Source organism: Undibacterium cyanobacteriorum (assembly GCF_031326225.1).
In the GTDB taxonomy this organism is placed as follows: domain Bacteria; phylum Pseudomonadota; class Gammaproteobacteria; order Burkholderiales; family Burkholderiaceae_D; genus Undibacterium; species Undibacterium cyanobacteriorum.
Genome location: NZ_CP133720.1, coordinates 2,760,776 through 2,776,624 on the forward strand (window position 1 = coordinate 2,760,776; position 15,849 = coordinate 2,776,624).

Annotated in this window: 20 protein-coding genes and 1 pseudogene; 4 read left to right on the forward strand and 17 right to left on the reverse strand. The window is 47.8% G+C overall.

Going from position 1 to position 15,849, the window contains the following annotated elements:
- Window positions 1–132: 132 nt before the first annotated feature.
- The 6 genes from RF679_RS11640 to RF679_RS11665 all read right to left on the reverse strand — a co-directional run bounded on the left by RF679_RS11640 (window position 133) and on the right by RF679_RS11665 (window position 4,687).
- Window positions 133–1,023 (reverse strand): MipA/OmpV family protein, encoded by an 891-nt coding sequence (locus RF679_RS11640; RefSeq protein ID WP_309480799.1) that lies wholly within the window; start codon window positions 1,021–1,023, stop codon window positions 133–135.
- Window positions 1,024–1,230: 207 nt separating this feature from the next.
- Complete coding sequence (locus RF679_RS11645; protein WP_309480800.1) at window positions 1,231–1,749, reverse strand: GNAT family N-acetyltransferase; 519 nt, start codon at window positions 1,747–1,749, stop codon at window positions 1,231–1,233.
- Window positions 1,750–1,797: 48 nt separating this feature from the next.
- On the reverse strand, window positions 1,798–2,328 hold the full coding sequence (locus tag RF679_RS11650) for a 2'-5' RNA ligase family protein (RefSeq protein WP_309480801.1): 531 nt from the start codon (window positions 2,326–2,328) through the stop codon (window positions 1,798–1,800).
- 77 nt (window positions 2,329–2,405) lie between these two features.
- Window positions 2,406–2,792: a VOC family protein gene (locus RF679_RS11655; RefSeq protein WP_309480802.1), complete on the reverse strand. Its 387-nt coding sequence runs from the start codon at window positions 2,790–2,792 to the stop codon at window positions 2,406–2,408.
- 30 nt (window positions 2,793–2,822) lie between these two features.
- A complete protein-coding gene (locus RF679_RS11660) occupies window positions 2,823–3,200 on the reverse strand; it encodes a hypothetical protein (RefSeq protein WP_309480803.1) in 378 nt (125 codons plus the stop codon).
- Window positions 3,201–3,433: 233 nt separating this feature from the next.
- On the reverse strand, window positions 3,434–4,687 hold the full coding sequence (locus RF679_RS11665; protein WP_309480804.1) for a tRNA-dependent cyclodipeptide synthase: 1,254 nt from the start codon (window positions 4,685–4,687) through the stop codon (window positions 3,434–3,436).
- Window positions 4,688–4,801: 114 nt separating this feature from the next.
- Between RF679_RS11665 and RF679_RS18915 the strand changes: the two are divergent.
- Window positions 4,802–4,876: pseudogene (locus tag RF679_RS18915) on the forward strand (hypothetical protein); the annotation flags it as partial.
- A gap of 112 nt (window positions 4,877–4,988) precedes the next feature.
- Here the strand turns inward: RF679_RS18915 and RF679_RS11670 are convergent.
- The 3 genes from RF679_RS11670 to RF679_RS11680 form a co-directional block, all read right to left on the reverse strand.
- On the reverse strand, window positions 4,989–5,480 hold the full coding sequence (locus tag RF679_RS11670; protein ID WP_309480805.1) for a hypothetical protein: 492 nt from the start codon (window positions 5,478–5,480) through the stop codon (window positions 4,989–4,991).
- Window positions 5,481–5,606: 126 nt separating this feature from the next.
- Complete coding sequence (locus tag RF679_RS11675; protein ID WP_309480806.1) at window positions 5,607–6,182, reverse strand: hypothetical protein; 576 nt, start codon at window positions 6,180–6,182, stop codon at window positions 5,607–5,609.
- Between the two features lie 96 nt (window positions 6,183–6,278).
- A complete protein-coding gene (locus RF679_RS11680; RefSeq protein ID WP_309480807.1) occupies window positions 6,279–7,112 on the reverse strand; it encodes an acyl-CoA thioesterase in 834 nt (277 codons plus the stop codon).
- A 340-nt stretch (window positions 7,113–7,452) separates the two neighbouring features.
- Between RF679_RS11680 and RF679_RS11685 the strand changes: the two genes are divergently transcribed.
- The 3 genes from RF679_RS11685 (at window position 7,453) to RF679_RS11695 (ending at window position 9,747) form a co-directional block, all read left to right on the forward strand.
- Entirely contained in the window at window positions 7,453–8,076 is a 624-nt protein-coding gene (locus RF679_RS11685) for a Crp/Fnr family transcriptional regulator (protein ID WP_309480808.1), read from the forward strand.
- A 390-nt stretch (window positions 8,077–8,466) separates the two neighbouring features.
- A complete protein-coding gene (locus RF679_RS11690) occupies window positions 8,467–9,219 on the forward strand; it encodes a hypothetical protein (protein ID WP_309480809.1) in 753 nt (250 codons plus the stop codon).
- Between the two features lie 21 nt (window positions 9,220–9,240).
- Window positions 9,241–9,747: a hypothetical protein gene (locus tag RF679_RS11695; protein WP_309480810.1), complete on the forward strand. Its 507-nt coding sequence runs from the start codon at window positions 9,241–9,243 to the stop codon at window positions 9,745–9,747.
- A gap of 95 nt (window positions 9,748–9,842) precedes the next feature.
- On the opposite strand, the gene RF679_RS11700 is transcribed toward RF679_RS11695, so the two are convergent.
- The 8 genes from RF679_RS11700 to RF679_RS11735 all read right to left on the reverse strand — a co-directional run bounded on the left by RF679_RS11700 (window position 9,843) and on the right by RF679_RS11735 (window position 15,282).
- A complete protein-coding gene (locus tag RF679_RS11700; protein WP_309480811.1) occupies window positions 9,843–10,511 on the reverse strand; it encodes a hypothetical protein in 669 nt (222 codons plus the stop codon).
- Window positions 10,512–10,644: 133 nt separating this feature from the next.
- A complete protein-coding gene (locus tag RF679_RS11705; RefSeq protein ID WP_309480812.1) occupies window positions 10,645–11,184 on the reverse strand; it encodes a hypothetical protein in 540 nt (179 codons plus the stop codon).
- A 503-nt stretch (window positions 11,185–11,687) separates the two neighbouring features.
- Window positions 11,688–11,975, reverse strand: a complete 288-nt coding sequence (locus RF679_RS11710) for a hypothetical protein (protein WP_309480813.1) — start codon at window positions 11,973–11,975, stop codon at window positions 11,688–11,690.
- A 774-nt stretch (window positions 11,976–12,749) separates the two neighbouring features.
- Window positions 12,750–13,157 (reverse strand): hypothetical protein, encoded by a 408-nt coding sequence (locus RF679_RS11715; protein ID WP_309480814.1) that lies wholly within the window; start codon window positions 13,155–13,157, stop codon window positions 12,750–12,752.
- 301 nt (window positions 13,158–13,458) lie between these two features.
- Window positions 13,459–13,944, reverse strand: a complete 486-nt coding sequence (locus RF679_RS11720; RefSeq protein WP_309480815.1) for a class I SAM-dependent methyltransferase — start codon at window positions 13,942–13,944, stop codon at window positions 13,459–13,461.
- Window positions 13,945–13,975: 31 nt separating this feature from the next.
- Window positions 13,976–14,224 carry a class I SAM-dependent methyltransferase gene (locus RF679_RS11725; protein ID WP_309480816.1) on the reverse strand — a complete coding sequence of 83 codons (249 nt, stop codon included), beginning with the start codon at window positions 14,222–14,224 and terminating at the stop codon, window positions 13,976–13,978.
- Between the two features lie 87 nt (window positions 14,225–14,311).
- Window positions 14,312–14,662 carry a hypothetical protein gene (locus tag RF679_RS11730; protein WP_309480817.1) on the reverse strand — a complete coding sequence of 117 codons (351 nt, stop codon included), beginning with the start codon at window positions 14,660–14,662 and terminating at the stop codon, window positions 14,312–14,314.
- A 233-nt stretch (window positions 14,663–14,895) separates the two neighbouring features.
- Complete coding sequence (locus RF679_RS11735; RefSeq protein ID WP_309480818.1) at window positions 14,896–15,282, reverse strand: DUF6794 domain-containing protein; 387 nt, start codon at window positions 15,280–15,282, stop codon at window positions 14,896–14,898.
- Window positions 15,283–15,849: the final 567 nt, after the last annotated feature.

Below are 15,849 nucleotides of genomic sequence, written 5' to 3' on the forward strand. Positions count from 1 at the left end.
ATGAATGGACGCTCGAAAGTGATTAAGCGTCCAAACTACGTAGAAGCCGAGCGGCAAAGAAGTCAAAAGCAAGGCATGGGTAAGAAAACGTACTCACAATCCAAGTCGATTGTGAGCCTAGAAAAATCTTACTTATTCGTCAGAACGGCGCTGCGACTGTTTGAAGGTATAAGTTAGTCCAAGTACGAGCGATGGAGCAGTTTTCTTTCTGACCAATGGACTAGCCTGATTGGCGGCACCCTCGACCGTCTCGATTCGCAGTCCAGCAAGGAAACGCCAATCGCGATCAAATTGTTTCGAAATCGTGCTCGACAAACGCCACGTCAGTAGCCCAGATTGGGCCTGATAGGCTGGCCGATCTGCCAGTGCTTGATCGGGACGCACTGTGTAAAACACATCAGCAAAACTCTTATTCCCCCACACCGCAGAAATGCCGCTGGAATAGCGCCAACCAGAATCGAAACGATGGCTATGGCTCAGCTCCGGTTCAAATGTAAAACCACGTCGACGGAAACCATCACTGACATCAAAAACTGCACGCAATGGCAACTCTAAGCGCCAGCGCTCCGTCTCGTTGGGTTCATTCAAGTTCCAATTCAAACGTGGCCCAAATTCAACCATGTGGCCGATCGTTTCCATACCACGGCGCGCCAGCACCTTGTCCGAGCTCGAGCCTAAGGTGCCAGAAAATCCAATATCAAACTCAAAGCGCGGCGTCTTGACCGCTCTATAGCCGGTGCCGCCGCGCTCAACCCGTAAGTGCTCACCACGATAAAGAAAGTGCGGCACGATTAGGGCGCGACTAACGTAGGTATCAGAACCTGGATAAGCCGTACGACTGAGGGCGAAGCCAGACACCCCCAACTCCCACAAAGGTAAAGATGCCTCGGGGCCGCGTACCCAATCCGAGCCACTTCCTTGCTGACCTGCTTCTTCAGCCGCGGCATGCGTCGTCGAAGATGAAAGCAATTGCGCGTTTGCTGTGAGACTTATACCTGTCAACATCACAGAGGCCATCATCATGAAGCATTTCGAAAAAGATAAAGCGCGCATAAACCTATCCTTTCATTCAGAGTATTTTCTCGGGTCGGAGATGTATTCAATGACGCGCACGATGAGAACGCCCAAACACCTCAGTTTGGCTTCAGTTTAGCCTAGTCTTGCATTTGCTGCAGGAAACTCTTTGGGCTAGGATTTTGACTCGAAATTTGAACCGATAGGACCGCCATGCTAGAGAGTGTATCGATAAAACTTCGAATCGATCGCCATGACAGGAAATGCGTTCGGCAAAGTCGACCGACCGATTTCGATAAAACCATGTTTTTCATAAAATCGATGCGCGGCGAGGAACTGGGCGGTCGTCCCCAAATAGATTTCGGCAATTTGATGCGTGCGCGCCCATTCGATGAGTGTTTGCAAAAGCATCGCTGCAACGCCATGCTCTCTTCCTCGAAATTCCTTTGCCACAAACATTTTGCGCAAAGCCGCTTGTTGATGGCCAATATCGAGCAAAGCAATACTGCCGACGACCTGACCACAATACTCAGCAAACCAAAAATTACCTGCCCCGTTTTGATAGAACTGTTCAATATTTTGCAGGTCCGGTTGGTCGACTAAGGTGATTGGAATGCCATATTCTTCGCTTTGTATCGAGACGATCATCGCGCCGATAGAATCAGTGTACGGAGCCTCAAATGCTCTCACTTCGGGTTTTTCTGTGGGTTTCACTGCGGGTTTTACTTCGAACATCAATTGTCTATCGCCTTTCCGTATTAAACTAAACCAAATCAAACAAACTCAATTCAATTGAAATTCCTGCACCACCTGCCAAGCACAGTTTGGATATTGTTCTATCCACGCTATCTTAGAAAATTCAATCGAAAAGTGTTGTGGCAATGTTGAAAAATCCAAACTCTGATTGGCGTCGGTGCACGGATTTCGAGGGTGCGCCAAGGTGATATGTGGAGCCATACGGCGCACTTGAGGTGGCGCCGATATTGGTGTTGATGGTGGTAATAAGAGGAGTTGTCGTAAGCGCTGATACGCTGCCTCGCCATCGACACAATCAAGAAAGATTCCATGCCCATCGCCACGCCGCGCAGCGCCAAAACGTAAAGACAAAGGAAAAACTCCCTGATGCGCGTTTCGTGAAAGTTGGTGCAAACGCTCCACAATACTTGTCATCTCAAGTAACTCATCGTCTCGGCACAAAGTCACATGCGAAGCAATCAAGTTGGCTTGAACGGGATCAAGAATCGCCCGACATTGATCAAGCTGAGCGCACATAGGCGGCGGTACAAATAAGCTAAGTTGACGACGAATGTGCATACCTGCGCTTCAGCAATCATGGATGTAAAGAGGTCGCCATCAGGATCTACTGCCCCGTATGAGCTGTTACCCGCTAACTATTGACCTGCGGGAGGTTGCCACAACTCGATTTTATTTCCTTCGGGATCAATTACCCAACCGAATTTGCCGTATTCGGAATCATCGACTTTATCGAGTACTTCGCACCCCTCTTCACGCAGAGCCGCTAACAAGGCATGCAAATCGTCAACTCGATAATTGATCATGAAAGGCGCTTGGCTTGGAGAAAAATGATCTGTCTCAGCACTACCAATTGACCACACCGTCGTGCCGCCGCAAGCTTGCCCATTCTCGTCGCTCCAAGAAAAGGCTGTGCCGCCCCACACTTGCACATCGATACCCAAATGACGTTGATACCATGCGCGCAATGCAGGTGCATCTTTGGCTTTGAAAAAGATCCCACCGATTCCAGTCACTCGTTTCATACGTTTCCCCTCTTAAAGTTCTTCATAGACTCAAGTCTGCAATGCCAAATACAGGCTTGAACTTAACAACACCACAAGGACTGGCACCCACAGACGCCGTTCGCGTTTGCTTGGTGTCGCAGAATTCGCGACCACACCCAAGGCACAATACGCGACGACGATCCAAATTCCTTTTTGCGACCATTCCGACCATGCCTGCATCGCAACGCCAGCGCGGGCTAAGGCAATCCCCACGAAGAACGCAATAATGAAGATGGAAATTACTGGAATTAGTCTTACCCTTGCCGGTAAAGCGCCACGCCACTTTCCACCTAGCGTCCACTCGCCCCAAGGTGCACCGAACACCAAGGCGAGTTGAAACAAAATGACGAATACACTAAGAGCAGTAAACACAATTGCGGCAAACATGAACTTATCCCTCTAACTCGTTTCAGCATCCTGCACATAGCAGGTGCAGACATCTTAGTAGGAATGTTAAGGGAGTATGGCAGATCTGACTAGGCTTTTGGTCACACTAGGCACATAAACAATCCCACTTACGCAATCCCACTTAGGCAATCCCACTTAGTCAATCCCACTTACGCAATCCCATTCAAGAAATCAATGATCTCATTTGAAAAAGATATGCCGCAAAAACTTGTTTAGGGCATGTGCTGCATTTCAAACAGCATTTGTCGTGTTCGCAAACTTAACACGCGTCCCAAATCTTCCAGAACTGCACATGCGATTTTTGGATGTTTCTCGATCAATACTCCAAAGTCTTTTTTACTCAAACTCCGTAACTGGCACTCACTGACTGCTGTGACCGTTGCCGATCGTGGCAAGCCATCGAGGAAGCTCTGTTCACCAAACACCGTGCCCGCTTCGAGCACGGCCAACTGCTGCTTCGTACCATCGGCACGCGAGACAGAAACGTCGGCGCGACCATCGGTGAGGATATACAAATTTTTATCGGCATCACCACTCTTAATAATCGCTTCTCGTGGTGCAAATTTTTTCAGTTTTGTGACCTTCAATAGAGCAGTCCAATCTTCATCAGACAGCTCTGCCAAAAATTCGCTTCGCTCGACTTTCGTTTCCAAAGCCGTGCTCGCACCAGCCTTAATCACTTTGCTAGCACCGTCAGCGAAGAAGAGACCTTTACGTTTCACATCCAGCGCGACAAAGGCTAGGCGTGTCAGCGGTTCTGGTGCACCGCCAAACTTGCCGGAACACAGATCAACAATAGAATCAATCGAACCGGGATACACCAACACCGGCCAATCGCGCTCACGCAAACAGGCGAACAAGGCGGATTCTTCGATCAAATAACGACGACACATAATCGCTTCAGGTGTTGAATTTGACTCCTGCCCTTGCCCTTCCAACTTATCACCGCGTCCGAGGTAAGCACGTGCAAAGCCTTCGACGGATTCTTGAAAATCTTTGCTGTTCGCGTACAAGTTGTCTAACGCAGCGAGATGAATGGGAAAGGACGCATCGTTAGCGATCGCCGAAAGGGGTAGAAAATGGAATTTACAAGCGTGTGCGTATTGACGGAACAAGGGCGCATAGGCCGCTTCGAATTCCTGTCCTGCCAGCAAGGCTTGTTGTAGTGCCTGTTCGGGTGGCAGCTGATGCAATAACTCTAGTGTCAATCGATACACTTGGTCGCCAATGACGACTGCACATTCATCGTACTCAGCACTAATCCATTCTAGGCAAGCCTCTAGGCGTGCACCTTCTAGATTATGGGTACCCAAGGAAATGCCTAGCATACAACGCTTATCACTACTGAGCACATAAGAGGCGGGCGCACTTTTGGCCAAACTTGCCTTGTAACGATGGGTACCGAAATCGATCGCACCCGATCCCGGACGCAGTTGGCTTTGCGCCAAGCTATCGTTGTCCGCCATAGCAAAAACTCCATGAAAATTTACGACCGCTGAAGTGTCTATGAAGTCTCAAGAAAGCGCAAGAAGCTGATACCAATTTACGACATCATGAAATGCACGAATGTGGCAGGCGCTATGATTTACGAGGGCGAGGACGATGTGAAGAGGAAAAAATTGCGGCAGTCGATACTACGGCAGGCGAACCTGCGGCAGTCGATACTGCGGCAGGCGAACCTGCGGAAGTTTAAAGGGAGCGACTCATTCAAGCCCCCTTCGCTCACTTTGCCATCACAAAGCGAGCGCTTTGCTTGTATCTCAAGCACTAATCGTGGTTCTTATTTTTCCCACGACCATGGCCATTGCCGTTGCCGTTACCATTCCCATTGCCATTGCCTTGGCCCTGCTGCTCTTGCCCCAAACCACGGAACTGTAAATCACCGCGTTTGAGCGCATGAAACTCGGCCGATCCAAGTTTGATTCCTAACTCTTGCGCTAAGGCTCCCCACCCTAGACCTTTTCCTTTTTGATAAATGGAATAGACATTATCAATAGGCTGGCGGGACCATTGACCAAGTTGAAAAATCATAAATGCATCGGCAGCAGAATTTGTTTTTCCGAGTACCACCCGGACTTGCGCCTCTGGCACACCGAATTGTGCGCTGACTTGCACCGCGAAGCCATTCATATCCGCTCTCGCTTGAACGTTCACACGACTCAAGAAATCATCTAAGCTGGCATGCGCCAGAGGTGTTGCCAGCATCGCAGCGGTGAACAAACTTAACAAGACACTAGACATCATTTTCTTCTTTAACATTTTGCTCTCCTTGTTTTTCCTACTGGATGAATTGCTTGGTGTGAGGTAGCTTTGTGTGAGGTAGCTCACGCACACCGATCGACATGTCACTGCGGTGCCAATTCAAACTATTCCAAGGTACTCATTTTACTGTTTAGGCGCATTTGATTGAAGCATCTCTTCAAGTAAAGTCTGTACCTTGCGCACGTCCGCAATCGCCATAAAACCCTGCATTTTGGTGCGTCTATCGCCATCACTATCGTGGTAGACACTGGACTGCAGGATCAAATTACCATAACCATCAGCACGCTCAACCCGCTCTATCGTACCCAGATCCTTGGGCAGATAGGTCATTACCTTGATCGTCGTCTTCCCAGAAATACTCAATGCACGTTGATCGGTGATAGCGTACAGAATGTACTGCGCGCGCATTCGCATCCAAATGGGTGAACTCAATCCAGCGAGACCAACCAAAACAAAAGGCAAGCCAAAAAGTGGAAAAGCATCCCAGCCGCTATGGAAGTTAGGGAAACGAAATCCCGATGCGGCGGCCATCCAAAAGATCGCGAAGGCGGTCCACGGAATAAAGAAAACCCAAATAACCATGGATTGTCGCGCATAGCGAGACGGTTCCGGCTGCCCGACCCATTTCACAAATTCACCAGGCTTCAATTCAGCCTGCAGCCGACCTTGCATTTCGTTTGAAATTTGATGTGAGTACAAAGAGATTTCCAATCAAAAGAAGCGCACAAGAAAATAGCATCAGAAAATCGCATCAGAAAATCGCATCAGAAAATAGTATCGATGCGTGGCGAAATTTTACCCAAACACCGTCACTGTCTGCCGACTAATCGCCACGAGTCGACCGCTCTCGTCCCAAATATGTGCGGCGATATGGCCATAACCATTTCTTGCGCTCTCAGTTTGAGCTCGATATTGCCACCATGGATTGGCGGCTTCACTTAAAACGGCGTCATCAATCGCGGGGAACTCCAAAGTCCAAGTCAAACTACTGGCGGGATTAGGCTGCTTCAACATTTGTAAAATCGCTGGTGGCCAAGCATCAATCAAGGCCACTAAATCGAGTAAGCGCGCTTTTTCCGTCGTAACTCCAGCGCGTGCATTCCAGCGCATCCACCCATCCATATGGGAGCGGCTAGAACCACTAAATGGCAAATCACAGCCGGTAATACGGAAATCGATCTTGCGCGTGAATTCCGGCACGATGCCTTCGAAATAAGGAATGGCTTGACCACTGCCAGGTGCACCGATATCAGGCGCTTTCCACGACTCCACCACCACGCTCGAACTACGTGCCATGCCAAAACTTGCCAGCGCACTCAGCACCACTTGACCGTGTTGACGCATGGTGCACTGCATTTGAATAACCGACTTACCAGCTCGCAATACCTCACTTTGAATCTCAAGTTGGCCAACTTCCACGGGAGCCACAAACGAGATCGTCAGTGCCCGTATCACAGGGCCCAACTGTGTTGCACTCGCACTTGCTCGATCCTGCATTTTCCCTTCGAGATGGGCCAATACCATCGCCCCGAGCAAGCCACCAAACAAGGCGCGGCCCTGCCCCCAGCCTTCCAATACCTCGACTTCACTTTGCAATCGCGCTTGCGCAATCATCTGTTCAAAACTCATACACTCACCTTCACTGAAAAACGCATTCTCTCTCACCATCGAGCTCGACGCTCATTTCATCACGAACCGTGGCAAATCATCTGCGCGCAACTCTAGCACATTAATGCCGAACGATAGGCGAAGGTATCGGCTGTGGTGTTCCACAAACCTCGACGCCACGCTCTAAATATCACTTGCCTAGTTTGGTCGCATTCGCGAAAATACTTAGCACTCACGAAAATGATTTCAAACGCCGCGTTCCCTATCGTTCTTAGTTTGCATTTTCATTCAATGATTTACGTCGAAGCATAACAAGTCACTAAGAAACACTTAGAGAAACTAAGAGACACTAAGAGACACCATGAGCACACTCACTATTGAAGGTCTTGATCAAGCTGGTGTCGATGCGCTCATGGCGATCGCTACGGTACGTAAGTTTCCCCGCAATGCCATCATCGTCAATGAAGGCGATCAGGCGCATAGTGTGTACTTCATTGTATCGGGTAGCGTGAAAGTGTATCTGTCTGACGAAAACGGCAATGAAATCACGGTCGCCGTCACCAGAGCCAACGATTTCTTTGGTGAGATGGCGATTGAAGAAGCCTATCGATCTGCGTCGATTATGGCGCTCGAGCCATTAACTTTGGCGATCGTTCGTATTGAAGACTTCAAGGACTTCCTAGGCGGCCATCCAGATTTTGTATTCGCCATGCTGACCAAATTGATGCGTCGCACCCGAGTCGTCACCAAAAACTTCAAAGGCATGGCCTTGCTGGATGTGTACGGGCGCCTCGCTGCCTTACTCAATGAACTGGCGGTCGATCACATCATCGAAGCCCCTCCCACACAACAAGACATGGCAAACCGAATTGGCTGCTCTCGCGAAATGGTCAGTAAGATTTTGAAAGACCTCAGCGCTGGCGGCTATATCGAATGCTCACGTCGCCACATCATCCTCAAACGCGCGCTGCCAGCCGCTTGGTAATATGAAGGCGAAGCATTTTGTAAGAGGATTGAGACTACCATCAGCAAGCTCGCCCTCCTTTGCATTCCGCCGCCCCTAGCCAATTCAAGTTCACTCTCTCGCCTGCTCAATATTGCCATTTTCACCATTTCGGTAATATTTCACATTTAATTCGATAAATTCCTCACAGAAACATTTCCGCTAGGAATTTAAGATTTCACTACGCGCTGCAATTCAACACTCAGCAAGAGTTTGCAATCAACTAGCACGTTCTTCTTGCCCATGCTCGAGACCAACCATCGACACATTCGGAATCATCATCGATGCGGTAACGAGCGATGCACGAGAAGACCCCATTTAGACCACATTTTGGATTTTCACATTTTTATCTTTTGAATTTTGGAGTACTGAATGAAACACCTCATCAAAGCTATCATCACTACCGCCGCAACATCTGCACTCACGTTTGGCATTGCCAGTGCAGCACATGCAGACAACTACTTAACGCATGCAAATTTTGCAGAGCAATTGATCACCTATGTTCAACCAGCCAACAATGTTTACGATAGCAATCCCACCATCGTCACTTGGGCTGGCGTCAACGGCGCGAGCATTTACCAAAACCGTTCTACTTGCTCACCATTCGTCACCCGAGTCATCAAAACCGCCTATAACATCAGCGACACTACGTACAAAAATTGGTTTGGTTCGACAAGCCCGAGCTCAAGCCAATACTACGATGCCATCATTGCGCAAAATCACTTTCAGCGCATCATGACACCACAAAACATTCAACGTGGTGACTTAGTAGCGATTAACTATCTGCCATGCGCGAACAAAGATTCCACGGGTCATATGATGATGGCGATGTCTGCAGCGGTAAAACGCAGCGTAGATACCGCCCCGATCATTCCTGGCACTGAACAATACGAATTGAGCATTTCGGATTCATCAAGCAGCAATCATCAAGCCAGCGATGCGCTCGGCAATACTTACAATGACACGCGCGGTGAAAATGGCAGCGGCGCTGGCACTGGCACGATTCGTCTGTATAAAAATGTGCAAACTGGTCAAATCACGGGCTATACCTGGTCCATGTCTTCGGCCTCTGTGTACTACAGCATCGATAGTTGCCGTGTGATTGCGGTTGGCCGCTTGCAATAATTTCTTGTGGAGGAACCGCAGATGAAAACCGCTCTTACAAATTTCGCACACGCCTCGGCCTTGTTACTCGCCTTAGCCATGTGTGCCTGTAGCAAGCCCGAAGCGACCATCGCCGATCACGGCGGCGTGCAGGCAAGCAAAACAAGTAGCGTCAATCATCATGCGGTTCAAGTGGCACAACACATTCCGAATATTGATGCACGCGGACAGATGGCTGACTTTGCCCGCATCTGGTCCGGCAGTGTCGCGGCGCAAGAAGCGATTGGGAGTGCGAGTGGGAGTGCGAGTGGAAGTGCCAGCGCTGTAGCAGAGTTCAAACCGCAGCAGCGTATTCAAGACACCGCAGAGTTCAAACGATTGCAAGGCATGATGAACGCAAACGACTTTGAACGGGCGAAACAATTAGCAAGCACGCCCGAGCTCAAGGCAGCGGTCGAGCTTGAACAGCAAATGCATACCGAGATGTTAAAAGCAGAACAGATTACAGCCACTTTAGACCGCGAGAAAAGTAAATCCAAAGAGCCTTGAATCGAAAGGGCCTTGAATCGAAGAACCTTCATGGCTTTAAAGCTCTTGGCGAGGACTAATTATTCTATCGTGAAGAGCAGATGGCTCAAGAAACCTCATTCGACTTTCTTACTCAGCTTCACAGAAGTCGCGATGATCTCACATGGTGCTGTGCCTAAACGTCCATACTTACCCTCGGGGCTAAGGTAGCCTTCGACATCTACTGAAATAGTTTCAAGCTGCGCACGACCACCTTGAGTCGCGATGCCTTCAATGGCATTGTCCATCGGTGACAACCAACAACTCATGCCGTTTTGCATGGTCAACAGGCTCGATTCAAACCCAAGCTGCCACTTACCGTTCGTGCTCAATTTTGTATAACCGAAACCCGCAAGTATGTAGTCACGTTTCTCTGGAAATTTTTTCCACAATTCCGCGCCAGCTTTATAGCCAGCCTCAAAAGGATCTGCTGATTCTGCGCTGAGATTATCGGTCTCGCCCACATCACCATAGCCCTGCTTGAAGCCACCGATAAAAGTCTGTTCGGCATTCACCCGCACCTTCGGGCTCATCAAACTTGAGTGGGTTCTCAGATACTCGGATGCCATTTGTTTGACTTCGACATGCGCCCCAATCGGTTCCACCGCAGCTTGCGTGGGTGCTTTAGCTTTTGCTTTGGTCGCGGCCTTAGTTTGCCCCTGAGACTGTCCCTGAGTTTGCCCCTGAGTTTGCGCCTGAGCCAGGAGCGGCATTACCATCAACATACATAAAAAAATCGGACGCATGGTTTACCTCGTCATCTCATCAGTCAAAAATTCACGACCAAAAAATACCTAAAAAATTGCCCACAACTGCTGCTTCAACAATGACACGACCACACAGCGTCAATCCGATGTCGAACTATATCCCTTGCAAAACTCAGTTCTTTGCCCCAAACAAGGCTTGGCGCATTGCCGCTGCACTGCCTTGAACATCTTTCAAACGCAAAAACCACTTACCGTCCACACGAATCATGCGTTCACGATCACTTTCCAAATCCTGTCCATTTACTTTCAAATGATAGGTAATGCTCGCTTCATTTTTAGGACTAAACTCGACTTTATCAATCATCATTGGAGCACGTTGAAGAATTTGAAGTGCCTCAGGTGATGCGGAGAATCCGAAGCGGGTCACTCGCTCAAAAACATCGCGCGTCGAAAGATTGCCACGCTGATCTTCTGCAATTCCCGAAAAGAATGTCTTACCGACTTGCCGCACCTTTTCATCGCGGCTCTGCAATGCCTCTTCGAAGACCGGCACGAACTCCTTCTTCATCGCCAGTAAATCGCTCTCATAGATGTATTCCACGGCTTGGTCAAATTTACCAAAACAAAAGGCCGACCAATAACTACGAAACTGCTTCTCAACAAGCTTGCGCTCACTCGCAAAACTGTTGGGCGCTGCCAGTAAGGCAAGCATACTCAAAACAATACAAAGCACATGCTGCATCGACAAGGCACGCGAACGTTTCAAGTTAAAAAAAGAAGATGATGGTCGAGTAATCGTTTGAGCAAGCATGAGATGAAATGAAGAAAAGAAGATGAATATTTTGCGAACGCAATACAAAGTCTACCGCTTGGGATAATATCATCATTCGAGAAGCACATCAGACACCAGCTCTGTCCAAAACGACACTCTAGTAGGCTTTATCATGATTGCAAACACACACATCTATAGCAGCGCTCTCTGCGAGCATTTACAGGTTAATCGATACAAATTTGCCGCGAACGATGTTTTAGATTTTGATCGATTGGAAGCCGAGATCATGGCCTTCGCTGATCGATTTGAAGAAATCGCAAAGGAGTTCGCGAAGAGATCTGCCGAGAAAAATGCTGAAAAAAAAGCTGAAGAGAAGGCTGATTTTTAGGTGCAAAGAGCTTTTCCCGAGGACAAACGGCAACATGCTCAATCATCAGAGCAAATTACCAGCGCGATTGAACAGAGCCAATCACGCTTCGATTATTCGCGCTTTGTAAGAACACGCTCGGGAATTCTCTGGCGTCGAAATAGAAGACGATCGTCTCGCCTTCAAACATCCAAGTGGGTGCTTCGTTAAACTTTGCCAAGCGCACTTGATAGTCGAGCTGGTACTTTCGAACGGCATTCACAGTTTGCGCGCTGAGACCTTCGATGTGTTCTCGATTGATCGAGAAAATGTCGTCTGCAGAACACGATAATAGCTTTCGCCGCCAATATGGATTTTGACTCACATCCAACACCACAAAACTCAACCAAAATCGATGGAACTTTTTTCTTTGACGAGACTTGCGGGGATACATAGTCAAAATAGAAGGAAAGATTGAACGCAAGATGCAAGATCAAGATGAGCTAATACAGCATATCTCACCTTAATATAAGTTACCAATGCATACTCTTCCAAGCTAACAACATGCGACCAACAAGCGTCGCCAGAATGCATTGAACACCATGGAAGAGCGGCCCGGCAATCAGTACTACGCCATGACCCAAGTTCTGTTGAAATCCGATCCAACCATAGACGTGAATCAGCATGGGAAACAATACGAAACCAAACACTACGCAAAGGCCGACGCTCCAAAATGTGTATCGTCTTTTGGCCGAAGCTTCTGTTAGTTTGCCTTTACGAATTTTCAGTTTAAATCTCAATATCATCCCCACCATTACCAACAAATTGAGAATCAATGATGTGTAGAATGCAGCGTCATCCATTTTATTGAAAAAATCTTTAAGAGGATTATGATGAAAATTCGGTGCCCTTACTTTTCCCATTCAAACCAGAACCTGCTTCGTACTATAAGATCAGGCTAAGTCAGATCAGAACCACAAGAATATCAGTCCCCCACCCAATGCAAATGCAATTAAACCAATCGACAAGAATGCCAACTTTCTATGGGATGCAAAGAGCGTCCCAGCGATGGATCCTGAAATCACGAGTCCCAAAGTGCCAAACAAAATCTTTTGATGTGTTGATGCATTTTTCCTACTTCGAACTTGAGTTGGAAAACTTATACCTTCTCCGCCCCGGATTTAGTTTTGACGTCAACGAACGCTGACGCACCAAAATAAAATGCAATGACCACACTCGTCACGGTTGTAAAGCTGGTGAGCATGGTTTCCGTGACGGGCGGCAGCTTATCTGCGCCGTTGATGAAATGCGCGACGATGCCGACCAAGACAAGATATTGAACTATCACAGCAGCTGCAATCGTCTGGCGCAAACGCTCATTATTGCTACCATTTGCCTCAAGTGAGGTACCACGATCACTCAGTAGTGCGAAGAAAGTGATAACCCCTGCTGCCGGCGTACAAAACGCCAAGGGCGCTGGGTTCCCTAAATAGCGTACCAAAATCAAGCAGACTATTATCACGAGCATAATCAGCGCAGCGACAACGTAGTTACGATGAAGTTTCATAGCAATCGGTATCCCCAAAAAAAATGATCAAAGCAATCAAAATGGATCAACATTTGCGATTCAATCAGCGCACTTTTCATAATCCATATCGTGGCAATACAACGCACTCACCCTGCTAAATACAATTGCTGTCAGAAAAAAATGAACGAACTTAACTGAATACAAAATTGAAAATTAGGTCTTGTGCAGATGGATGCTCATCGATTCTAAACTTGTTTACTCAGTTATTTTTCTTTTCGATAATTTACTGTTGCAAAACAAGTCTAAAACAAGAAAGACAATGATCTACGAACATTATCTGTCAACAACCAAACGATTCCTCATCAGCCAAACCAGGTGCGCGCGCCGTGTGGATCGCAACGATGCCCAACGATAGACGTTCAAAATCCACCTCTGTAAATCCTAATTGTTTCATTTCCTGCGCCAACCCCTCTGCGCTCGGAAAATCTCGTATACCTTGCAACAAGTACTTGTAAGCCAATGCGTCACCGCCGGTCGCCAACCAACCGAGTACCGGCATGCAGACCGACATGTACAAGAGGTAGAGTCGATGTGCGAAGAACCAAGGTATATTGGACACTTCTAACACAATCAGACGACCGCCTGGCTTCAGAACTCGCAACGCCTCTTGCAAAGCAAGGCGCCGATCACAGATCTTGAGACGAAGCGAAATCGAATAAGCATCGGCACTGTGAGTGGCCACCGAAGGCATATTCTCTGCATCAAGCAACTTTAACACGACTAAATCAGCATGCGCAGACAAGTGCGACTGAGCGATCGCTAACATTTTCGCGCTCACGTCCGAGGCAATGATCGTGCTAGCGCTCTTTATCAAGCGCTAGCACTCGCAAAATGATATCGCCGGTACCAGTTGCACCATCGAGCAGCACATCCCAACGCTCACTCGCGATGCGTTGCGCAACGCGGCGCTTCCACTGTCGATGAATGCCCAAGCTAAAAACATCACAGAGACGATCGTAGCGAGACGCGATACGACCAAACACATCATCCGCTTTCCATTGAAAATCTGCCGCGTTACTGAGTTTTGAAGATTCAATCTTGGTCATAACAGCTTTCGGGAAGTGAAAATCAAACGTGTGACTCACGGGCTAATGTTTTAGTTGGAAGAGTTTAGGCATCAAAGATATCGAAACTCAAAGACAAACAAAAGCAGCACTCGCGAAAACAATCCCAAACAGACCACCTAAAATGGCTTCGATCGGCGTCAACATGACCTCGTCCATCTTTTGAAAGCGTTTTACATTCGCGAGCCCGTAAAGGGTCCAGCCGACCAAAAACACCATAAAGGTGATGGGCAACCAAGACGGTATGTGGGCTGCCTCCTGCCTTAAGACATACAGCGAAACGCCGCCCCAAATCCACTCGATCAAGGAAAAAAGAACAGCACCAACAGAGGCTCGCCCCCTGCGCGCAAGAAAAAGGAGACCATCAAGCAATTGGACAATTCCGACAACTACGGAAAGTGGTAAATAGTATTCGATCATGTGGTTCCAAGATTTAGTGTAGTGCTCATCTGAATCGAACTGCCTTGGCTAGAATCAAGTGAAATTCCTAAATTATTCAATTCATTTTTCGACACACAATGATGCCAGCCACTTTGCACAGGGCACCCACCAAATATTCACGTCGTGGAGAATTGCTGCGGGTTATTTCGCATCTGCGTTGGCTGTGTTTGAAGTCTTCACAAGGTTTGCGCATCGAAAACACAAGGAAAAATTTATTTTGAAATGTTGTCGCTATTCACAAGTTTCCAGACCTCTTCCATAATAATTCCAGAAGCATTATCAGGATGTATGTCTTTCTGGCCGACACGTTCGGCACAAGATAAGCGAACTGGTGATTGATCTTTCCACAAACCAAAGCTATTTCGTATGCCCATTCCCCAAGAAAAATGAAACAGCGCCAAACCCTCTTTCTTAGTTTTCCTCAAAGTCTCACGGCTTTTCTCATCGAGCTTACGTGCGATTTTCTCAATCACTTCTTGGCAGCTTGTTGGCTGCGTTTCAGTATTTTTCGCAAGCTCCATTTCTTGAGTCGTTTTTTTCACTGGATCAGCACATGCGAGAAGAGAGGCTGAAAGGCAAATCATCAATAAGGTTTTCAAGCTAATTCCTTTACATATTTATTCGGTGGCCCGACCGAGCGCGGGTGCAGCTTCGCATTAACAATCCAAACGGGTACATCAGGTTTTGGGTCGAAAGCATTTTATTTGTTCGCCCTATCAAGTGCAAATATAAGTCCTTGGAATTGGCCTTCAGAGTTTACCGTAGATTCGCCTAGATACTGCTTTGCTTGGAAACGATGATAGCGCTACACAGCTGGTCGGCAATGGATTGAGTCATGAACCACGCAGTATCCGACCAGCCCAAAGGAACGTCATGTTAGCCTGCCTTGATCATGCGCTTTTAGCTCCTTGTTCAGCTTCACGTAATGGTAAGTCTTGATTGCAGATGCCACGATAAAATAGGCGATCACCACAAAGAACCCGAGGTTTGAACTAAGCATGTTTAGCGGCCATGCGACTGCTACGTAAAAACACTGTGTGAGGGGAATCGCTGGAAATATAGCAGCACCTGCATTTGGCTCTCGCCCATTATTTACGTGTACAACATTTCCCCGAACGCATTCTAAGATGAAGCCTAAAAAACATGAGCCAACGGAGAGAACAATC